Raw genomic sequence first — 19,073 nt, 5'->3', positions numbered from 1 at the left:
GTGATCACGGGCCGAAAAGGAACACGCCTGCCGGCGTATTCGCGGTGCCCGACACGATCGCGTCGCCAAGTACAATGAGGAACGCGGCGAAGCAGGCGAAAACAAGGCCGTCGACGCGATCCATGACGCCGCCATGTCCCGGAATGAGGCGGCTTGAATCCTTTGCGCCGAAGCGGCGCTTGATGAAGGATTCGAAAAGGTCGCCGATCTGGCTGAAAACCGACAGCACGAGGGCGATGATCGGCACCCACAGGCCGTTCAGCGAGAAGAACGCCATATGCACCAGCGTGCCGGCGATGACAGCGGAAAGCGCGCCGCCGATCGCCCCCGACCAGGTCTTGCCGGGGGAAATGGATGGCGCAAGCTTTGGCCCGCCGATCGCTCGGCCGATGAAATAGGCAAGGATATCCGTCGCCCAGACGACGGCGAAGATGAAGAGCATGGCCGCAAAGCCATGGGCGGTGTCACCGCGGATCGTGGCCAGCGAAATCACCGTCAGGCCAGAGTAGACGATACCGCCCGCAAGCCAGCCGCTCCCCTTCAGGACCAGCGTATAGACGATGCCGACGGCCGTAGCACCAAGAAGCAAAGGCAGCGCAAGCTCGTCGACGCCGAAAAGGACAAGGCTGGAGACGAGAACAACGGATAGCCAGCCGAATGCATTGCCGCGGAAATCCGTTTCCGGAAGCCGCGTGATCGTCGACCATTCGTAATAGACGAGCACGGCGATCGCTGCGGCGAGCGCGCGGAAGGCAAGCCCGCCGAACCAGGTTGCCGCCAGTACGACGGCGGCGAGCACGATACCGGAAAGAATGCGCAGGCGCAGTTCACTCTGCATCATGAACCCACCGCAAGCGTGGCGGCTGGCTGCAACCCGCCGAAACGGCGTTCGCGCATGGCATAGCGAGAGAGCGCGGACACGAAGGTCTCGCGCGTGAAATCCGGCCAGAAATCGGGAATGAACATCAGTTCCGCATAAGCTGCCTGCCAGAGCAGGAAATTGGAGAGCCGTTCCTCGCCGCTGGTGCGGATGATGAGGTCGGGGTCAGGAATGCCGGACGTATCGAGGGCTGCGCCGATACGCTCCGGCGTGATGTCATCGGCGGCAAGCCGTCCGGCGGCAACCTCTGCTGCGAGCGAGCGCATGGCACGGGCGATTTCGTCACGCGAGCCGTAGTTGAAGGCGATCACCAGCGTGATGCCGGTGTTTTCACGCGTCGTGTCCTCGGCTTCCAGCAGCAGCGGCAGGATATCACCAGAGAGGTTTTCCCGGTCTCCGATGATACGGATGCGCACATTCTGCCGCTTGAGCACGGCGAGGTCGCGTCGGATGAAGGTCTTCAGAAGCCCCATCAGGTCGGAGACTTCACTTTGCGGCCGGCTCCAGTTTTCCGAGGAGAAGGCAAAGAGCGTCAGGTAGGAAACACCGCAATCGCCAGCCGTCCGCACGGCTTCGCGCACGGCCTCGACGCCCTTGCGATGCCCCATGGCGCGCGGCAGTCCGCGCGCGCTCGCCCAGCGTCCGTTGCCATCCATGATGATGGCGACGTGTGCCGGTACGGTGCTGGGCGAGAGCTGGTTCATGAGCAATCCGGTAAGGAGAAACGAAAACAGGTGGCCAATGGCTTAAACCTGCATGATTTCCTTTTCCTTCTCTGCAAGCAAGCGATCGACGTCCAAAATCGTCTCGTCCGTCATTTTCTGTACTTTTTCCGATTGAACGCGGGACAGATCCTGCCCGATATCGCCATCCTTCTCGGCTTTCTTGAGGTCGTCCATGCCGTCGCGGCGCACGTGGCGGATCGCCACCTTGGCCTTTTCGGCATAGTCGTGGGCGACCTTGACCAGCGATTTGCGGCGCTCTTCGTTGAGCTCGGGCAGCGGAATGCGCAGGTTCTGGCCGTCGATGATCGGGTTGAGGCCGAGATTCGATTCACGAATGCCGCGCTCGACGGCGCTGACCATGCTCTTGTCCCAGACGGAGACCGACAGCATGCGCGGCTCGGGAACGGTGATGTTGGCAACCTGGTTCAGCGGCACGCGCGAACCATAGGCTTCGACCTGCACCGGATCGAGCACGTTGGCCGAGGCGCGGCCGGTGCGCAGCGAGGCAATGTCGTTCTTGAACGCGTTGATCGCGCCGTCCATGCGGCGCTTCAGTTCCTTAAGGTCAATACCTTCACTCATCGGAATACTCCCGTTTTCATAAAGCGGCGGCACGCGCAAGCTGTGCGCGCCTCAAGAATCAGTTGTCGGTTACGATGGTACCGTGTCCGCCGCCGGTCAATATTTCGGCAAATCCGCCCTTTTCATGGATGGAGAAGACGATGATCGGGATGGAATTTTCACGCGCCAGCGCGACGGCGGCGACATCCATGACGGCAAGGCCCTTTTCGAGCACTTCGCTATGCGTCAGGCGGTCGAAGCGGGTGGCGGTCGGGTCCTTCTTCGGATCGGCGGAATAGATGCCGTCGACCTGCGTGCCCTTGAAGATCGCCTCGGCGCCCATTTCGGCGGCGCGCAGCGCGGCGGCCGAATCGGTCGTGAAGAACGGGTTGCCGGTACCGCCGGCGAAGATCACCACACGGCCGGCCGCCAGGTGATGGAGCGTTGCTCGCTGCGAGAAGCTCTCGCAGATCTCCGGCATGGCGATGGCCGAAAGGACGACGGTGTCGATGTCGAGCTTGCGCAGCGAGGTTGCCAGCGCCAGCGCATTGATGATGGTCGCCAGCATGCCCATGTGGTCGCCGGTGACGCGGTCCCCACCCTTGGATGCCACGGCGACGCCGCGGAAGATATTGCCACCGCCGACCACGACGCCGACCTCGACGCCGAGCGCGCGGGCTTGCGCGATATCGGAGGCGATGCGATCGGCGACCGCGACGTCGATGCCGAAGCCCTGCGATCCCATCAGCGCCTCGCCCGAGGCTTTCAGCAGAACACGTTTGTAGATTGGCTTGGCAGTCATTGTCGCTCCTGAACTTGCGCGCCTGCTCGCCCGAACCCGCAGCCGGACAGAACCCGGGCGGTCCTGCGAAGGGCTACCCTTGCCGCAGAAGAAATTTCGGGGCAGGCATTTCGGCAAGCCGGATACACGAAGGGCGCCGCGTTGTCACGCGGCGCCCTCACCTTTTCCCTATCGGGCCATCTATTTCCCAAGAAGAATGGGAAAATCAGCCCTTGGCGGCTGCGGCTACTTCAGCGGCGAAGTCCGTTTCTTCCTTTTCGACGCCTTCGCCGAGCAGGAGACGGGCCATGCCGACGACTTCGATCGGCGCACCGACGGTCTTTTCAGCTTCCTTTACGGCAGCGCCGACGGTCAGGTCGGGGTTCATGACGAAGGCCTGCGACAGCAGGGCGACTTCCTCGAAGAACTTACGCATGCGGCCTTCGACCATCTTTTCGATGATGCTTTCCGGCTTGCCGGAATCGCGGGACTGCTCGATGAACACGTTGCGCTCGCGCTCGGCAACAGCAGCGTCGACTTCCTCGGCGCGGATGGCGAGCGGATTGGTCGCAGCAACGTGCATGGCGATCTGGCGGCCGATGGCGTTGAGGGCTTCCTTGTCGCCGGTCGACTTCAGCGCGATGAGAACGCCGAGCTTGCCAAGGCCGTCAGCAACGGAATTGTGGATGTAGGTCGCGACGACGCCGTCTTCGACCGACAGCTGCGTTGCGCGGCGCAGGTTCATGTTTTCGCCGATCGTGGCGATCGCGTCGGTGATCGTGTCGTGAACCGACTTGCCGGTTGCCGGATAGTTGGCAGCAGAAACCGCCTCGACGGAACCGTCGGTGCCGAGCGCGACGCTTGCGATGCCGCGGACGATGTCCTGGAAGGCATCGTTGCGGGCAACGAAGTCGGTTTCGGAGTTGACTTCGACGACGACGGCCTTGGTGCCGGCGCTGGCGATGCCGATCAGGCCTTCAGCTGCGGTACGGCCCGACTTCTTGTCAGCCTTCGCGATGCCCTTGGCGCGCAGCCAGTCGATGGCGGCTTCCATGTCGCCGTTGGTTTCAGCAAGCGCCTTCTTGCAATCCATCATGCCTGCGCCGGTCTTTTCGCGCAGTTCCTTCACCATTGCTGCAGTAACACTCATCGTATCGCCTCTTTGCAGGTTCTAAGGGGAGTTTGGCAGGCTGTAGCAGTCCGCTGCTCCCGGTTATCGGCAGGGGGATGCCCCCTGGATGTAACAATGTGATGAACGGATCATCACAACGTTTTCCGGCGGCCGACGCCTCAGCGTCGAAAACGCTATCCGGAAAACGAACAAGGCCGTTCGACCTTTGGATGGAGAACGGCCTTGTCCTGATTTTTCAACGGGTAGCCACGAAAATCGTCGCCACCCTGCCCGATCAGGCTTCGGCTTCGAGTGCCGGCTCGACCGGAACTTCAGCGGAGGCACCGAGGTCGCGGCCCGAAGCGCCCTGCTGGCGCGCGATGCCGTCGATGGCAGCGCGGGCGATCAGGTCGCAGTAAAGGGCGATGGCGCGCGAGGCGTCGTCGTTGCCCGGGATCGGGAAATCGATCGGGTCCGGATCGCAGTTGGAGTCGATGACGGCGACGACCGGAATGCCGAGACGCTTGGCTTCCTCGATCGCGATCGATTCCTTGTTGGTGTCGATGATGAACATCAGGTCCGGCGTGCCGCCCATGTCGCGGATACCGCCGAGAGCCTTGTCAAGCTTCGCGCGCTCGCGCTCAAGGGTCAGGCGCTCCTTCTTGGAGTAACCCGAAGCTTCCGAGCTGAGGATTTCGTCGAGCTTGCGCAGGCGCTGGATCGAGTTGGAGATCGTCTTCCAGTTCGTCAGCATGCCGCCGAGCCAGCGGGCGTTGACGTAGTACTGTGCCGAACGCTTGGCAGCGTCAGCGATGATCTCGGACGCCTGGCGCTTCGTGCCGACGAACAGAACGCGACCGCCGCCGGCGACCGTGTCGCTGACGACCTGAAGGGCGCGCGACAGCATCGGAACGGTCTGTGCCAGGTCGATGATGTGAACGTTGTTGCGGTCGCCGAAGATGTACGGCTTCATCTTCGGGTTCCAGCGGTGCGTCTGGTGGCCGAAGTGAATACCAGCTTCGAGAAGCTGGCGCATAGAGAAATCGGGCAATGCCATGCCTAGTTATCCTTTTCCGGTTGAACCTCCGCAAGGCAAACAGCACCCCCATTCGGGGATACCACCGGGCGGAACGGACCGGATTTCTCCCGGACAATCCCATGCCTCACGTGTGGAATGGCTGCCCCTTACCCCCAGTGTCCCGGAAAATCAAGGGCAGCCGGTCAAAAAAGCGGTGAGGCTGCTGCCTACTTGCACTCCTGCGCCTTGAACATTTCCAGCTTGGCGAGCTTGCCGGACAGCACGAATTCACCATAGTCCATGGTGAGGTCACGGGTGATGCCGTTCTCGTAGAGTTTGAAGGACATGCGGTAGACCGGGAGCGCATCGCCTTCGCTGGTGTCGTTATAGTAGGCGATGGAGACCGGCCAGAAGGCCTGCTTGGAGAAGCTGCCGGCCCTGTCGGCGTCCGGGTCGCCGCTCTTCGGTGTCTCCTTCTTTCCGACGACAGCGGTCGTCATCAGCGCCTTGTCGCCAGAATCCGAGCCGTCGAAGATGCGTGATTCGAAGAATCGCTCCCCCTTTTTGGCGCGTGCGATCACTTCCAGCATATGCCCGGTCGGAAAACGGCTTGCGGCAAGCTCCACCTGCTTGGCGTCCGGCGCGGTAAGATCGACGCTTACGCCTTCCTTTTCCTCGCGGGCTGAGCCGCGCACTTCCTTGTCCAGCTTCTCGTCGGTGAACGAGCGGGTGAGGAAGCGGAAACTGCCGTTCTTCAGGTCCTCGTAGGTCGTGGTCTGCTGGTCGGCAACGCGGGTCTCGTCGCCGGTATTGATCTGCGTGACGAAGCGGAAGCTGACCGTATAGCCATCGCAGGGACTTCCGTTGAACTCGTAGACCATACGGCCATACATGCCGGCGATGCCCGAGCGCTCGGTCGCATCCTTGAGCTGGAGGTCATAGACGGCACGGTGCGGCGCGAGCCCGGCCGCCGGCGTGGCGAAGGCACTTGGGATGCCGATGCCGGCAAAGCATGCCCCGGTCGCAAGCGCCGTGACAAAGGATGAACGAAACATCCGTTTCCTCCTGTTGAAGTCGGTCGCGATGTTATATGAACTCTTCCGGCAAAAGCGAGGCAATATGCGCGCAAGGCCATATTCATTTCGATATCGCCAACGCCCGCCGCAGCGATATCCCAGACTGGCCAACAAGGGAGACCGGAATGTCCGCTGAAATCGAAAATCGCGTCAAGGAACTGGGCTACGATATTCCCGTGGCGGCTGCGCCCGCGGCCAACTACGTGCCCTTCGTCATCAGCGGCAACGTGCTTCACATTTCCGGCCAGCTGCCCATGCTCGACGGAAAGCTAGCCTATACCGGCCACCTCGGCCGGAATGTGGACGTCGCCGGCGGCCAGAAGGCGGCCGAACTGTGCGCTCTCGGCCTCCTCGCGCAGGCCAAGGCGGCGCTCGGCGACCTGTCGCGCATCAAGCGCATCATCAAGATCAACGGCTTCGTCGCCTCCACGCCCGATTTCGTCGAGCAGCACCTCGTCCTCAACGGCGCATCCAACTTCCTCGTCGGCGCCCTTGGCGATGCCGGCAAGCATGCACGCGCCGCCGTCGGCATGGCCTCGCTTCCCCTGAACGCCGCCGTCGAGATCGACGCCATCATGGAAATCGCCTGATGCACAAGTTCAACTGGCTGACCGAGAGGCCGATCGCCCATCGCGGCTATCATGACCTCAACCGGAATGTCTGGGAAAATACCCTGTCTGCCTTCACGCGGGCCGTCGATGCCGGCTTCGCCATAGAGTGCGACCTGCAATATGCCGCCGATGCCATTCCCGTCGTCTTCCATGACGACGACCTGAAGCGCCTGTGCGGCATAGAGGGCGACGTACGTCAGCGCACGGCCGGCGAACTTGGCCTCCTGAAAGTCGGCGGTACGGCGGACAAAATTCCGACACTGCGCCAGCTTCTCGGCCTCGTGAAGGGCCGCGTGCCGCTCGTGCTGGAACTGAAGGGCCGCAAGGGCGACGACGAGGGTTTCGCCATGGCGGTGCTCGACGCCATCGAGGACTATGACGGCCCCGTCGCGCTGATGAGCTTCGACCAGTGGCTGCTGAAGGACCTCAAGGAAATCGGCACCAGCCGCCCGGTCGGCCTGACGGCGGAAGGGCCCCGTCCGGAGAATTTTGCCGTGCACGAGGAAGCGATGCAGCTCGGGCTCGACTTCATCTCCTACCACTATGGCCACCTGCCGAACGCCTTCATCAGCCGGCAGCGCGACCTGGGCAAGCAGATCATCACCTGGACCGTGCGCGACGACGAAGCGCGCACGATCACGGCCAACAATGCGGACCAGATGACCTTCGAAGGTTTCGATCCGCGCGAAGCCCTGACGGCCTGAAGTGACGGAAGCGCTGCGCATCCGCGTCGAAACGAGTTTCGCCGATATTCCGGCAGAAGACTGGGGGCGTCTTTCGGGCGCCTCCAGGGCCGATGCGCAAACGCCCTACAATCCCTTCGTCAGCCACGCCTTCCTCTCTTCCCTCGACGAATCCGGCTGCGCCACCGCCGGGACCGGCTGGCTCGGCCAGCATCTCCTGCTGGAAGGCGACGACGGTGCGTTGCTTGGCGCCCTGCCCGTCTATCTGAAAAATCACAGCCAGGGCGAATATGTCTTCGACCACGGATGGGCGGATGCCTTCGAGCGCGCCGGCGGGCAATATTACCCCAAGCTGCAGGCCTCGATCCCCTTCACACCTGCGACCGGCCCGCGCCTCCTCCACCGGCCCGACCAGCCTGTCCTTCAAACGCAGGCAGCGCTTGCCGAAGGACTGAAGGAGCTGACCCGGCGGCACGGCGCTTCTTCCGCACATGTAACCTTCGTGCCGGAGGCGGAAATGCCGGTCTTCGAGGCAGCGGGCTATCTGCACCGCACCGACCAGCAGTTCCACTTCATCAACGAAGGCTACGGCGGGCACGACGATTTTCTCGAAACGCTCGCCTCCCGCAAGCGCAAGGCGCTGAAGAAGGAGCGCCGGGCCGCGCTGGAACACGGCATCGAGATTGACTGGCTGACAGGCAAGGATCTGACCGAATCCATCTGGGACCAGTTCTTCACCTTCTACACGGACACCGGCGGCCGCAAATGGGGCCGGCCCTATCTCAATCGCCGCTTCTACAGCCTGATCGGCGAACGCATGGCGGACGACATCCTGCTCGTCATGGCCCGGCGCGACGGACACTACATTGCCGGCGCGATCAACTTCATCGGCGGCGACACGCTCTACGGCCGCCACTGGGGCTGCATCGAGGACCATCCCTTCCTGCATTTCGAGGTCTGCTACCACCAGGCCATCGATTTCGCGATTTCGAGGGGGCTCGCGCGCGTCGAGGCCGGTGCGCAGGGCGAACACAAGCTGGCCCGCGGCTACCTGCCGGTGGTCACCCATTCGGCCCATCATATTGCCCATGCGGGCCTGCGCCGCGCTATCGCCGACTATCTCGAACGCGAACGGCGCGACGTCGAGGCGACAGGCGAGTATCTTGCCGAACACAGCCCCTTCCGCCGCGGTACGGACCACGACGACATCGACTGAACCAATCGGAGACAAGCATGACCGCCTACGACACCAACAACATTTTTGCCAAAATCCTGCGCGGCGAGATTCCCGCGCAGCGCGTCTACGAGGACGAGCACACCGTCGCCTTCATGGATGTGATGCCGCAGGCGAACGGGCACACGCTCGTCATCCCCAAGGCGCCGTCGCGCAACATCCTCGACGCCGACCCGCAAACGCTCGCCCGCCTCATGCCGGTGGTGCAGAAGGTGGCGGTTGCAGCGAAGGAAGCCTTCGAGGCGGACGGCGTCACGGTCATCCAGTTCAACGAGCCGGCCGCCGGCCAGACGGTCTATCACCTGCATTTCCACGTCATCCCGCGCATCGAAGGCCTGCCGCTGAAGCCGCATTCCGGCACGATGGAAGATCAGGGCGTGCTGGCGGCAAATGCCGAAAAGCTGCGCGCGGCGCTGAAATAAGCTTCAGCCTCGGTCATGCGCCGAGCAATGCCAGCCCCGCGGCCAGGAATGCAATGGCCGCGGCTATGCTTAGGATCTGACGGAAGCGTCCGCCGAAGAAGAAGCACAGCGCGCCGAACATAACCGCGCCAAGCCGCAGCCAGAGCGGCGAGGTTTCGAGCGTTCCTGTCGGGAAGAAGATCATCTTGGCAATGACCGCCGCCACCAGCGCGGTTGCGACCGCCCGCACCCAGTTCAGGATTTCCGACCGTTCGTCGATCCGGCTGCCGACGAGCACGCCCGCCCAGCGCCAGAGATCGGTCGCGAGCCATCCGGCAATGGCGATGTAGATATAGGGCCAGAGCCCGTCGAAACTCATCGCCTCGCCTCCCGCCGGCGCAATGTCCGTTCACCCCACCAGGCCAGCGTGCCGCCGATGACGCCCGTCAGCAGGATATCGTATTCCGGTGCGATCACCGCGAAGAGCCAGCCGAGCGCAAGGCCGATGCCCAGCGCCCAGTAGATCACGCGGTGGCGCGCGGAAATCCAGATCGAGGAGAGGAAATAGACCGGCGTCAGGAAGAACAGGCTGCCCGAGACGATCGGCGGAAACTCCGAGACGGCACCGTAGACGAGGCCGACAAGCACGATGTTGGCCAGCGTCAGCGTGATGCTGAATCCGGCGAAGAAAGCGGTGCGGCCGCTGCGTGGCACCGCGCGCACCCGCTCCATGGCAAAGACCCAGGCGGTGATCGCGACGAAGTGGGAAAGGATCAGCAGGAGCCAGGTCGGCGTGCGGCGATCGCGGATTTCCGGGACCAGCGAGGCAACCATCGGCATCATCCGCACGGAGGAGAGCGTCACGGCGATGAAGGCCGTCGCAACATGCGCGCCGGAAAGCATGGAGCCGACGAGGATCACCTTGGCGGGCAGCGCCCAGACCATGCCGGTCATGAACATCACCTGCCCGACCGGTACTTTCGCCTCCGCCGTGAGGGCGGCGAAACCGACGAACGAGAGCATCAGGATGATCGCCGGCAGGCTGAACAGGCCGCACATGCCACGGAGGAACCAGTGCATCTGGGATCGGGTGTCGGGCGCGGTCTCGGCAGTCATCGGGTCTCAGGGTCTTGCAGCAAAAAGAAAGCCGGGCAGTCGCCTGCCCGGCTCACATGTCTCGTCCAGCCGTTATTTCTTGCGCGGAACCTTCGGAACCGTGCCGGACTTGCGGGCCGGCTCGTCCTTCGGCGCATCGACCTTGGCCTCGGCCGCCTTGCGGGGCGACTTGGCCTTGGGCGGAGCGGCTTCCGCCGCAACGGTTTCCTTGGCCTTGCGCGGCTTTGCCTGCTTGGCGGGGCGTTCGGCGATTTCGGCCTTCGGCTTGATCGGCGCGGTTTCCGGCACGGCGTCGAGGATCAGGCCCGTCGAGCCATCTTCCTTCGGGCCGACGGTGACGCGAACGACGCCGCCCTTCTTGAGCTTGCCGAAGAGGATTTCGTCGGCGAGCTTCTTCTTGATGTTCTCCTGGATGACGCGCGACAGCGGACGGGCGCCCATCTTCTCGTCGTAGCCCTTCTCCGCCAGCCAGGCGATTGCTTCCTGCTCGAGGTCGAAGGTGACGTTGCGTTCGGCAAGCTGGGTTTCCAGCTGCATGACGAACTTCTGCACGACCTGATGGATGACCGGCGTCGGCAGCGAGCCGAACGGGATGATCGCATCGAGACGGTTGCGGAATTCCGGCGTGAACAGGCGGTTGATCGCCTCCAGATCCTCGCCCTCGCGCTTGGACGAGCCGAAGCCGATCGCGGCCTTGGCCATGTCGGAAGCGCCCGCATTCGTCGTCATGATCAGGATGACGTTACGGAAGTCGATCTTCTTGCCGTTATGGTCGGTTAGCGAGCCGTGATCCATGACCTGCAACAGGATGTTGTAGAGGTCGGGATGCGCCTTCTCGATCTCGTCGAGCAGCAGCACGCAATGCGGATGCTGGTCGACGCCATCGGTCAGAAGGCCGCCCTGGTCGAAACCGACATAGCCGGGAGGTGCACCGAGCAGGCGCGAGACCGTGTGCCGCTCCATGTATTCCGACATGTCGAAGCGCAGCAGTTCCACGCCGAGCGAGCCGGCGAGCTGCTTGGCGACTTCGGTCTTGCCGACGCCGGTCGGACCCGAGAACAGGTAGCAGCCGATCGGCTTGTTCGGTTCGCGCAGGCCCGCACGGGCAAGCTTGATCGCCGACGCCAGCGCCTCGATGGCGAGATCCTGGCCATAGACGACCGAGCGCAGTTCCCGCTCAAGATTGGCGAGCACCTGCTCGTCGTCCTTGGAAACGGTCTTGGGCGGAATCCGGGCCATCGTGGCGATCGTCGCCTCGATCTCCTTCTCGGTGATCAGCTTGCGACGCTTGCCCGCCGGCAGCAGCATCTGCGCCGCGCCGGTCTCGTCGATCACGTCGATCGCCTTGTCCGGCAGCTTGCGGTCGTTGATGTAGCGCGCCGACAGTTCGACGGCCGACTTGATCGCCTCGTTGGAGTACCGCAGCTTGTGGTATTCCTCGAAATAGGGCTTGAGGCCCTTCATGATCTCGATCGTGTCGTCGATGGTCGGTTCGTTGACGTCGATCTTCTGGAAACGACGGACGAGCGCCCGGTCCTTCTCGAAGAACTGACGATACTCCTTGTAGGTCGTCGAACCGATGCAACGGATCGCGCCGGAGGACAGCGCCGGCTTCAGGAGGTTCGATGCATCCATCGCGCCGCCCGAGGTGGCGCCCGCGCCGATGACCGTGTGGATCTCGTCGATGAACAGGACCGCACCCGGATAGTCTTCCAGTTCCTTGACGACCTGCTTCAGGCGCTCCTCGAAGTCACCGCGATAGCGCGTGCCGGCAAGCAGCGTGCCCATGTCGAGCGAGAAGATCGTGGCGTCGGCCAGCGCTTCAGGCACCTTGCCTTCGACGATGCGCTTGGCAAGTCCCTCGGCAATCGCCGTCTTGCCCACGCCTGGATCGCCCACATAGAGCGGGTTGTTCTTGGAACGGCGGCACAGAACCTGGATCGTACGGTTGACCTCGGCATGGCGGCCGATCAGCGGATCGATCTTGCCGTTCCTGGCCTTCTCGTTGAGGTTGACGCAGTAGGCGGTCAGGGCGTCCTGCTTCTTGGCCGCCTCTTCCGGTTCGCTGCCGTTGCGCTGCTGCTTGGGCTCGTTCTCGCTGTCTTCCGCGCCGCGCACCTTGCGCTCCTCGGCAGATCCGGGCCGCTTGCCGATGCCGTGCGAGATGAAGTTGACCGCGTCGTAGCGCGTCATTTCCTGCTCCTGCAGGAAATAGGCGGCATGGCTTTCTCGCTCGGCGAAGATCGCGACGAGCACGTTGGCGCCGGTCACTTCCTCGCGGCCGGACGACTGGACATGGATCACCGCGCGCTGGATGACGCGCTGGAAGCCGGAGGTCGGCTTGGAATCCTCCTCGTATCCCGTCACCAGATTGGCGAGGTCGTGGTCGACATAGTCGGTGACGGTCTTGCGCAGCACGTCGAGATTGACGTTGCAGGCACCCATCACGGCGGCCGCATCGGCATCGTCGATCAGCGCGAGCAGGAGGTGCTCCAGCGTCGCATATTCGTGGTGGCGCTCGTTTGCGTAGGTCAGTGCCTGATGGAGCGCCTTTTCAAGGCTAGAAGAAAATGTTGGCACGTTCGTTCCTCATTTCTTTTCCATGACACATTGCAGGGGATGCTGGTGCTGGCGGGAGAAATCCATCACCTGTGTCACTTTGGTTTCGGCAACCTCGTAGGTGAACACGCCACACTCGCCTACGCCATGATTGTGCACATGCAGCATGATCCGTGTGGCCGCTTCGCGGTCCTTCTGGAAGAAACGTTCCAGAATGTGAATCACAAACTCCATGGGCGTATAATCGTCATTGAGAAGCAGGACGCGGTAAAGGCTCGGCTTCTTGGTCTTAGGCTTCGTGCGGGTAATGACGGAGGTGCTGCGACCGGGAGTGTCGCCGCCTTCATCGCCATCCTGCATCCGAACCCGTCTCACATTCATGCCTGCTCATTCCCTTGAATACAGTCGTTTGCCATGGCGCATTCGGCCGGGGCTGCCTTCTGGAACTGTTATCTAATGTCTCGGTCCATGATTGTAAGACCCCCGCTTCGCACTGCAATCAGAATCGCGGGCCATCCTAAGGAAATAGCGTAATTTGCCACCGCGGCACCAGCCTCGCGCAATCCCCGGAACGCCAAAGGCCGGCTGCGGTTGCCCGCAGCCGGCCGATAAACGCTATACGCGTGGCAGAACCTGGAAAGATCAGGCCGCGACGGCAGCCTTGGCGGCAGCAGTCGCCTTGGCGACCGGCGCTTCGTAGGTCTTGTACGCGCCCTTGGCGAGGTCGGCATACATTTCGCCAAGCTTGGTGGCTTCGGCGACGAAGCCCTCATAGGCTGACTTCACGAAAGCAGTCTGGAGTTCGACAGCAGCTTCGACGCTCTTGACGCCCGAGAGCTTTTCGAAATGGGCGACGCCATCTTCGAAGGACTTCTTGGAGTAGTCCGCGGTCTCGGTAGCGATCGCCTGCATGCCCTTGGCAACGCTCGTGTAGCCCTTGACGAGCGTTTCCACGGCTTCCTTGTTCTTCTTGCTTGCATCATCAAAATTGAACATCGAAGTCTCCTTTGGATCCCGGTGATTGACCGAAAACTATATGCGTCGCACAAAAAAGTCAACGCTAATGCTGCAATGCAATATTTCACAGGCAAAGCAAAGCCTTGCGCAATAGGTATGATCATTACAGCTGAGGCCGGCCGAAATTTCGCCATAAAAAAGGCCCGGCGCCATTGGCTGCCGGGCCTTTCTTCGGAACCGATCGACAGATCAAAGATCGATGTCGAGGATCGCCATGGAGAAGTTGTAGGACAGTTCACCGTCCTCGTCGTCGCGGAAGATGACGCCGAGAAATTCGTCGGCGAGGTAGACTTCAGCGGATTCATCCTTGCGCGCGCGGGCCTTCACGATAATCTCCTTGTTGAGATTGCGCTTGAAGTAGGCCTCGAGCTTCCTGATTTCTTCCGGCGTCACGATATGTCTCCGTCAACGTTTGATTTGTCGCGCTTCTCGCACCTGCTCCGGGGTGTGTAAACCCTCGAATCCCACGAGAAAGCGACTTTTCCCACCTAGAGATCGTAGTCGAAGGCCGCGAGCAACTGGTCCATGGCGCGTGAAGGCTCGTTGCAGCCCGCCGCGCCCACGACCCTGGCCGGAACGCCGGCGACCGTCGATTTCGCCGGGACGGATTTCAGCACGACCGAGCCGGCGGCAATGCGCGAGCAATGGCCGATGTTGATATTGCCGAGGATCTTTGCGCCCGCGCCGACCATGACGCCATCGCCGATCTTGGGGTGGCGGTCGCCGCCCTCCTTGCCCGTGCCGCCGAGCGTCACATTGTGCAGGATCGAGACGTTTTCGCCGATGACGGCGGTCTCGCCCACGACAAGGCCCGTCGCATGATCGAGGAAGAAGCCCTTGCCGATGCGTGCGGCCGGGTTGATGTCGGTCTGGAAGACGCTGGAAGAGCGGCTTTGCACGTAGAGGGACAGGTCACGCCGGCCCTTTTCATGCAGCCAGTGCGCAAGCCGGTGCGTCTGGATGGCGTGGAAGCCCTTGAAATAGAGCACGGCATCGAGGAACCGCAGGCACGCGGGATCGCGGTCGTAGACGGCCTGAATATCGACACGCAGGATGCTGCCCCAATCCGGCCAGTCTTCGAGCATCTCGTCGAAGATCTGGTGCAGGAGGTTGGCCTGCAGGTCCGGATGGTCGAGGCGCTGGCAAACGCGGTGGATGACGCTTTCCTCGAGCGAACGGTGGTTCAGCACCGTCGAGTAGAGGAACGCCGCCAGCAGCGGCTCATCCTGGGCGGCGACGCGGGCTTCCTCGCGCAGGCTGTCCCAGATCGGGTCCATGGCCTTGAGCTTGTCGCCGGCCCTCAGTTCGTTCGTCGCGACCATCGCCGCACTCCTTACTTTCATTTCCATGCAAATATAGTGCAAAGCATGCCGGAGCGAAATGGCCGCACGACCATTGTCTTGAGTGCAAGGTCAGCTGCCGTCGATTTCCGCATAGAAGTCCAGCACGGCGCGCTTGAACACCTTGTCGCCGACCGCCAGCATATGGTCACGGCCGGGAATGTCGAGCGCGCGGGCATCCGGCATCAGGTCGGCCAGCGGCTGCGGTGCGCCCGCAATATCGTCCTTCGTGCCGACGCCGATCAGCGCGGGAGCGTCGATGCGCCCCATATCCGCCTCCGTCAGGAGGTCGCGCGAGGTCATGATGCAGGCCGCAAGCGCCTGCCTGTCGGATTTCGTCTGGTCGGCAAAGGCGCGGAACATGCGCCCGCGTTCATGGGTAACGTCGTCCAGCGAAGGTGCCAGCAGCGCATCGGCGATCGGGTCCCAGTCGCCGACGCCCTCGACCATGCCGATACCGAGGCCCCCGAGCACGACGGAGCGCACGCGGTGGGGATGGGCAAGCGCCATGAAGGCCGTGATGCGCGCGCCCATGGAATAGCCGAACACATGCGCTTCGGGGATCGCGAGATGATCGAGCAGCGCCGCGGCATCGCCCGCCATCAGCGGCGGCGTATAGAGCGCCGGATCGTGCGGCTTGGCGCTGGCGCCATGCCCCCGATTGTCGAGCGCGATGACGCGGTAACCGGCATCGCCCAGCGTTTTCAGCCAGCCGGGAAACACCCAGTTGACGTTGGCGCTGGAGGCAAAGCCGTGGATCAGCAGCACCGGAGCCCCGGACGGATCGCCCTCGTCGAAGAAGGCAAGCTCCAGGCCATCATGGGTAAAGTTGGAAAAGGACGGAGGATCGAGGTTCATCGCTTGGCCATCTTTCGTTTTCTTGCCCTGCACATCGTGCCGGCCGGCCGCCGGCAAACCGCAGCCATGTGGAATTCTCATCGAGCGCGACGGTTTTGCATCTACACATTTCAGCGCAACGAGACTATGGTCCGCGCCAGAAAAGACGGTATTTACGGAGCATGACATGGCTGGGCACAGCATTCCCCACTTCCAGAACGACGGCGGCCATGGCACGATCGATATCGGCGTGAAGGAATTCATGTGCGTCGGCGCCTCGGTGCCCTACGACCATCCGCACGTCTTCCTCGACATGGGCGACGACAACGAGAAGGTCTGCCCGTATTGCTCGACGCTCTTCCGCTACAACCCGACCCTGAAGGCCAGCCAGACAGAGCCGGCCGGCTGCATTTTCACCAGCCAGGTCGCGGCGTAACGGCCGAAAGGCCGGCACCCCCATGTCTTCCATCAAATCGACAACCATCGTCGGCGCCGGCATTGCCGGCCTGACGGCGGCATTGGCGCTTGCCCGCAAGGGGATTGCCGCGCGCGTGCTGGAACAGGCCCCCGCTTTCGAGGAAGTCGGAGCCGGCCTGCAACTCTCGCCCAATGCGTCGCGTGTCCTCGCCGATCTTGGGCTTCTCGATGTGCTGAGCACCCGGTGGAGCGAACCGGATCACATCCTCCTGTCATCGGGAAAATCCCTCGCCCCCCTCGCCTCCGTGCCGGCCGGCCAATCCGCCCGCAGCCGTTGGGGTGCGCCCTATGGCGTGTTGCACCGCGCCTCGCTGCAGGCGGCGCTTGTCGATGCCGTTTGGGCTGAGCCGCTTTGCACGCTGGAGACCGGCCGGCGAATCGAAAGCGTTCGGGACGTGCCTTCCGGCGCGCCGGACGAAGTGCTGATTGCCGCCGACGGCGTCTGGTCGACGCTACGAAAGGCCGTGCCCGGCGCCCTGCCCGCGCGCTATTCCGGCAATATCGCCTGGCGTCTCCTCGTGCCCTACGCCGCCGCGCCGCCCTTCCTCAATCCGCGTACCGTCACGGCCTTCCTCGGCCCGCACGCTCACCTTGTCGCCTATCCGCTCGCAGAGGCCCAGGCCTTCAATATCGTCGCCATTCATGCCCAGGAGGATGCACCACCCGAGGGCTGGTCTCGCACGGGCGATACCGTCGCGCGCATGCGCCTGCAAAATGCTTTTGCCGGCTGGCATGCCGACATAGGCGATCTCCTGAACGCGGCGCAGGCCCCGTTGATGTGGCCGCTCTTCGGATGCCCGGACGGCGCCTGGACGGATGGCAAGACGGTGCTGATCGGCGATGCCGCCCACGCCATGACGCCCTTTGCGGCACAGGGCGCCGCAATGGCCATCGAGGATGCGGCGCTGCTGGCCAACCGGCTCGCCGCCGCCACGGACGTCGGCGAGGCCCTTCGTGCGTTCGAGAAGACCCGCCGCGAGCGCGTTGCCCGCGTGCGCAGCCGCGGTGCGTTCAACCGCTTCGCCTATCACGCGCGCGGACCGGCGGCGCTCGCCCGCAATCTCGTGCTGGCGTTGCGAAAGCCGGAAAGCCTTGCCGCCGATTTCGACTGGCTCTACGGCTATCGCACGCCGGATTGACGATCAGACCGCGCGCGCCGCGGCCAGACCCCGCTCGATATCCGCCTTGATGTCCTTGACGTCTTCGAGACCGATCTGAAGGCGCAGCACCGGGCCTTCCTCCGGCCCCTTGGCGACACGGCGGTCGGAGAGGCCGACATGCACGGCCAGGCACTCGAACCCGCCCCAGGAATAGCCGAGACCGAAAATGCCGAGCGCATCGAGAAAGGCGTGCGCCTTGGCCTTGTGGCGCGCCGGCGAACCGCCGTCGAGAACGATGGAGAAGATGCCGCTCGCGCCCTTGAAGTCGCGCTTCCACAGCTCATGACCCGGGAAGCTCGGCAGCGCCGGGTGCAGCACGCGGGAAACATCGTCGACACCCTCCAGCCAGCGCGCCAGTTCCAGTGCGCTCTCCTGGTGCCGCTCCAGCCGCACGCCCATGGTGCGCAGGCCGCGCAGCACCTGGTAGGCATCGTCCGGCGAGGCGCAGGTGCCGAGCGTGATCTGCGTCTCGTGCAGCTGCTCCCAATGGGCGGCATTGGCCGAAACGGTGCCGAACAGCACGTCGGAATGGCCTGCCGGATACTTCGTCGCCGCATGGATGGAGACATCCACGCCGAAATCGAGCGGGCGGAAATAGAGTGGCGTCGCCCAGGTATTGTCCATGGTGACGATCGCGCCGTGCCTGTGCGCAACGGCGGCAATGGCCGGGATGTCCTGCATCTCGAACGTATTGGAGCCCGGCGCCTCGGTGTGCACCAGCCTGGTGTTCGGCTTGATCAGGGCCTCGATGCCCGAACCGATCATCGGATCGTAATACTCGACCGTCACGCCGAGGCGCTTCAGCATCGTGTCGCAGAAATGGCGCGTCGGAAAATAGACCGAATCCACGATCAGCGCATGATCGCCCGCCGAAAGGTAGGCAAGAAACGGCACGGTGACGGCAGCAAGACCAGATGGAACGAGGATCGTGCCGGCCGAACCTTCCAATTCGTCGATCGCCGCGCAGAGCGCATCCGTCGTCGGCGTCCCGCGCGTGCCGTAAGTGTACTTCTGCGCACGCTTTTCCATCGTTTCCGCGTTCGGGAAAAGCACGGTGGAGGCATGCACGACGGGCGGATTGACGAATCCATGATAGTCCGCCGGGTCGTTTCCGGCATGGGCAAGGCGGGTATTCACGCCCGCGCCGGCGAGGATTTCGTCTCTGTTTTTCATGGGGTCAATCCGGAAACTGCGAGGGATCTGAGAGGCCCGACTTTTCGCCAGCGCGCTCTACAGGTCAACCCCCATACGAAAGGATGAAACGGCTCCCAAAGCGCTTCCGGCGTCAGATACGCAGTATTTTTGAGCGATTTACTGCACAAATCATCGATTTCTCGCCCAAAATTCCGTCAAATGCGGTCAAATTCAGGTTACCGGCCGGAAAATGTTCGCCCTCCCTTGACCCTGCGGAATTTTGAGAATGAGATAAGCAACCTCGCGCCGGGAGGGTGGCGAGTTTCGCGGGTGCTTCCCAATGGGAGCGGCC

The 19,073-nt window shown here is 62.9% G+C and carries 22 protein-coding genes; 6 read left to right on the top strand and 16 right to left on the bottom strand.

The window, feature by feature from the left end; all coding sequences use genetic code 11:
* Window positions 1–4: 4 nt before the first annotated feature.
* The 7 genes from WA950_RS12200 to WA950_RS12170 all read right to left on the bottom strand — a co-directional run bounded on the left by WA950_RS12200 (window position 5) and on the right by WA950_RS12170 (window position 6,131).
* Window positions 5–838, bottom strand: a complete 834-nt coding sequence (locus WA950_RS12200; RefSeq protein ID WP_424552046.1) for a phosphatidate cytidylyltransferase — start codon at window positions 836–838, stop codon at window positions 5–7.
* Window positions 838–1,584, bottom strand: a complete 747-nt coding sequence (locus tag WA950_RS12195; protein WP_424551968.1) for an isoprenyl transferase — start codon at window positions 1,582–1,584, stop codon at window positions 838–840. Before WA950_RS12195 ends, WA950_RS12200 begins: the two co-directional genes overlap by 1 nt.
* Before the next feature lie 42 nt (window positions 1,585–1,626).
* Window positions 1,627–2,187, bottom strand: a complete 561-nt coding sequence (gene frr / locus WA950_RS12190; protein ID WP_424551967.1) for a ribosome recycling factor — start codon at window positions 2,185–2,187, stop codon at window positions 1,627–1,629.
* A gap of 58 nt (window positions 2,188–2,245) precedes the next feature.
* Entirely contained in the window at window positions 2,246–2,968 is a 723-nt protein-coding gene (gene pyrH / locus WA950_RS12185; protein WP_424551966.1) for a UMP kinase, read from the bottom strand.
* Between the two features lie 205 nt (window positions 2,969–3,173).
* On the bottom strand, window positions 3,174–4,097 hold the full coding sequence (tsf, locus tag WA950_RS12180) for a translation elongation factor Ts (protein ID WP_424551965.1): 924 nt from the start codon (window positions 4,095–4,097) through the stop codon (window positions 3,174–3,176).
* A 256-nt stretch (window positions 4,098–4,353) separates the two neighbouring features.
* Window positions 4,354–5,115 carry a 30S ribosomal protein S2 gene (rpsB, locus tag WA950_RS12175; RefSeq protein WP_424551964.1) on the bottom strand — a complete coding sequence of 254 codons (762 nt, stop codon included), beginning with the start codon at window positions 5,113–5,115 and terminating at the stop codon, window positions 4,354–4,356.
* Between the two features lie 188 nt (window positions 5,116–5,303).
* Complete coding sequence (locus tag WA950_RS12170) at window positions 5,304–6,131, bottom strand: cell envelope integrity EipB family protein (RefSeq protein ID WP_424551963.1); 828 nt, start codon at window positions 6,129–6,131, stop codon at window positions 5,304–5,306.
* A gap of 146 nt (window positions 6,132–6,277) precedes the next feature.
* Between WA950_RS12170 and WA950_RS12165 the strand changes: the two genes are divergently transcribed.
* Genes WA950_RS12165 through WA950_RS12150 form a run of 4 tightly spaced genes read left to right on the top strand, consistent with a single transcriptional unit; the run spans window position 6,278 to window position 9,102 of the window.
* Window positions 6,278–6,742, top strand: coding sequence for a RidA family protein (locus WA950_RS12165; RefSeq protein WP_424551962.1), 465 nt, complete (start codon window positions 6,278–6,280; stop codon window positions 6,740–6,742).
* Complete coding sequence (locus WA950_RS12160; RefSeq protein ID WP_424551961.1) at window positions 6,742–7,467, top strand: glycerophosphodiester phosphodiesterase; 726 nt, start codon at window positions 6,742–6,744, stop codon at window positions 7,465–7,467. Before WA950_RS12165 ends, WA950_RS12160 begins: the two co-directional genes overlap by 1 nt.
* Before the next feature lies 1 nt (window position 7,468).
* Window positions 7,469–8,662: a GNAT family N-acetyltransferase gene (locus tag WA950_RS12155; RefSeq protein WP_424551960.1), complete on the top strand. Its 1,194-nt coding sequence runs from the start codon at window positions 7,469–7,471 to the stop codon at window positions 8,660–8,662.
* Between the two features lie 17 nt (window positions 8,663–8,679).
* Window positions 8,680–9,102, top strand: coding sequence for an HIT family protein (locus WA950_RS12150; protein ID WP_424551959.1), 423 nt, complete (start codon window positions 8,680–8,682; stop codon window positions 9,100–9,102).
* A 13-nt stretch (window positions 9,103–9,115) separates the two neighbouring features.
* Here the strand turns inward: WA950_RS12150 and WA950_RS12145 are convergent, their stop codons facing one another.
* The 8 genes from WA950_RS12145 to WA950_RS12110 all read right to left on the bottom strand — a co-directional run bounded on the left by WA950_RS12145 (window position 9,116) and on the right by WA950_RS12110 (window position 15,971).
* Window positions 9,116–9,460 (bottom strand): AzlD domain-containing protein, encoded by a 345-nt coding sequence (locus WA950_RS12145; protein ID WP_424551958.1) that lies wholly within the window; start codon window positions 9,458–9,460, stop codon window positions 9,116–9,118.
* Window positions 9,457–10,197: an AzlC family ABC transporter permease gene (locus WA950_RS12140; RefSeq protein ID WP_424551957.1), complete on the bottom strand. Its 741-nt coding sequence runs from the start codon at window positions 10,195–10,197 to the stop codon at window positions 9,457–9,459. The genes WA950_RS12145 and WA950_RS12140 overlap by 4 nt, the downstream gene beginning before the upstream one ends.
* A gap of 72 nt (window positions 10,198–10,269) precedes the next feature.
* On the bottom strand, window positions 10,270–12,777 hold the full coding sequence (clpA, locus tag WA950_RS12135) for an ATP-dependent Clp protease ATP-binding subunit ClpA (RefSeq protein ID WP_424551956.1): 2,508 nt from the start codon (window positions 12,775–12,777) through the stop codon (window positions 10,270–10,272).
* Between the two features lie 9 nt (window positions 12,778–12,786).
* The gene (gene clpS, locus WA950_RS12130; protein WP_424551955.1) at window positions 12,787–13,137 is read right to left on the bottom strand and encodes an ATP-dependent Clp protease adapter ClpS; all 351 of its coding nucleotides are present in this window, start codon (window positions 13,135–13,137) and stop codon (window positions 12,787–12,789) included.
* Between the two features lie 261 nt (window positions 13,138–13,398).
* Window positions 13,399–13,752, bottom strand: coding sequence for a phasin family protein (locus tag WA950_RS12125; protein WP_424551954.1), 354 nt, complete (start codon window positions 13,750–13,752; stop codon window positions 13,399–13,401).
* Window positions 13,753–13,962: 210 nt separating this feature from the next.
* Window positions 13,963–14,166 (bottom strand): DUF3126 family protein, encoded by a 204-nt coding sequence (locus WA950_RS12120; protein ID WP_424551953.1) that lies wholly within the window; start codon window positions 14,164–14,166, stop codon window positions 13,963–13,965.
* A 95-nt stretch (window positions 14,167–14,261) separates the two neighbouring features.
* Complete coding sequence (gene cysE, locus WA950_RS12115; protein ID WP_424551952.1) at window positions 14,262–15,095, bottom strand: serine O-acetyltransferase; 834 nt, start codon at window positions 15,093–15,095, stop codon at window positions 14,262–14,264.
* A gap of 90 nt (window positions 15,096–15,185) precedes the next feature.
* Window positions 15,186–15,971, bottom strand: a complete 786-nt coding sequence (locus WA950_RS12110) for an alpha/beta fold hydrolase (RefSeq protein ID WP_424551951.1) — start codon at window positions 15,969–15,971, stop codon at window positions 15,186–15,188.
* 166 nt (window positions 15,972–16,137) lie between these two features.
* Here WA950_RS12110 and WA950_RS12105 point away from each other — a divergent pair, with 166 nt between their 5' ends.
* Window positions 16,138–16,386: a zinc-finger domain-containing protein gene (locus WA950_RS12105; protein ID WP_424551950.1), complete on the top strand. Its 249-nt coding sequence runs from the start codon at window positions 16,138–16,140 to the stop codon at window positions 16,384–16,386.
* Between the two features lie 22 nt (window positions 16,387–16,408).
* On the top strand, window positions 16,409–17,566 hold the full coding sequence (locus tag WA950_RS12100) for an FAD-dependent monooxygenase (RefSeq protein ID WP_424551949.1): 1,158 nt from the start codon (window positions 16,409–16,411) through the stop codon (window positions 17,564–17,566).
* A gap of 3 nt (window positions 17,567–17,569) precedes the next feature.
* On the opposite strand, the gene WA950_RS12095 is transcribed toward WA950_RS12100, so the two are convergent.
* Window positions 17,570–18,760: a cystathionine beta-lyase gene (locus tag WA950_RS12095; RefSeq protein ID WP_424551948.1), complete on the bottom strand. Its 1,191-nt coding sequence runs from the start codon at window positions 18,758–18,760 to the stop codon at window positions 17,570–17,572.
* Window positions 18,761–19,073 lie beyond the last annotated feature (313 nt).

The organism is Shinella sp. (assembly GCF_049651085.1).
In the GTDB taxonomy this organism is placed as follows: domain Bacteria; phylum Pseudomonadota; class Alphaproteobacteria; order Rhizobiales; family Rhizobiaceae; genus Shinella.
The sequence above is the reverse complement of the archived record's forward strand: the minus strand, read 5'-3'. Positions and strand labels throughout refer to the sequence as shown.

Excerpts from the sequence above, each read along its gene's own strand:
- WA950_RS12200 (WP_424552046.1), bottom strand. The coding sequence starts at position 838 with ATGCAGAGTGAACTGCGCCTGCGCATTCTTTCCGGTATCGTGCTCGCC.
- WA950_RS12195 (WP_424551968.1), bottom strand. The coding sequence starts at position 1,584 with ATGAACCAGCTCTCGCCCAGCACCGTACCGGCACACGTCGCCATCATC.
- frr (WP_424551967.1), bottom strand. The coding sequence starts at position 2,187 with ATGAGTGAAGGTATTGACCTTAAGGAACTGAAGCGCCGCATGGACGGC.
- pyrH (WP_424551966.1), bottom strand. The coding sequence starts at position 2,968 with ATGACTGCCAAGCCAATCTACAAACGTGTTCTGCTGAAAGCCTCGGGC.
- tsf (WP_424551965.1), bottom strand. The coding sequence starts at position 4,097 with ATGAGTGTTACTGCAGCAATGGTGAAGGAACTGCGCGAAAAGACCGGC.
- rpsB (WP_424551964.1), bottom strand. The coding sequence starts at position 5,115 with ATGGCATTGCCCGATTTCTCTATGCGCCAGCTTCTCGAAGCTGGTATT.
- WA950_RS12170 (WP_424551963.1), bottom strand. The coding sequence starts at position 6,131 with ATGTTTCGTTCATCCTTTGTCACGGCGCTTGCGACCGGGGCATGCTTT.
- WA950_RS12165 (WP_424551962.1), top strand. The coding sequence starts at position 6,278 with ATGTCCGCTGAAATCGAAAATCGCGTCAAGGAACTGGGCTACGATATT.
- WA950_RS12160 (WP_424551961.1), top strand. The coding sequence starts at position 6,742 with ATGCACAAGTTCAACTGGCTGACCGAGAGGCCGATCGCCCATCGCGGC.
- WA950_RS12150 (WP_424551959.1), top strand. The coding sequence starts at position 8,680 with ATGACCGCCTACGACACCAACAACATTTTTGCCAAAATCCTGCGCGGC.
- WA950_RS12145 (WP_424551958.1), bottom strand. The coding sequence starts at position 9,460 with ATGAGTTTCGACGGGCTCTGGCCCTATATCTACATCGCCATTGCCGGA.
- WA950_RS12140 (WP_424551957.1), bottom strand. The coding sequence starts at position 10,197 with ATGACTGCCGAGACCGCGCCCGACACCCGATCCCAGATGCACTGGTTC.
- clpS (WP_424551955.1), bottom strand. The coding sequence starts at position 13,137 with ATGAATGTGAGACGGGTTCGGATGCAGGATGGCGATGAAGGCGGCGAC.
- WA950_RS12125 (WP_424551954.1), bottom strand. The coding sequence starts at position 13,752 with ATGTTCAATTTTGATGATGCAAGCAAGAAGAACAAGGAAGCCGTGGAA.
- cysE (WP_424551952.1), bottom strand. The coding sequence starts at position 15,095 with ATGGTCGCGACGAACGAACTGAGGGCCGGCGACAAGCTCAAGGCCATG.
- WA950_RS12110 (WP_424551951.1), bottom strand. The coding sequence starts at position 15,971 with ATGAACCTCGATCCTCCGTCCTTTTCCAACTTTACCCATGATGGCCTG.
- WA950_RS12105 (WP_424551950.1), top strand. The coding sequence starts at position 16,138 with ATGGCTGGGCACAGCATTCCCCACTTCCAGAACGACGGCGGCCATGGC.
- WA950_RS12100 (WP_424551949.1), top strand. The coding sequence starts at position 16,409 with ATGTCTTCCATCAAATCGACAACCATCGTCGGCGCCGGCATTGCCGGC.
- WA950_RS12095 (WP_424551948.1), bottom strand. The coding sequence starts at position 18,760 with ATGAAAAACAGAGACGAAATCCTCGCCGGCGCGGGCGTGAATACCCGC.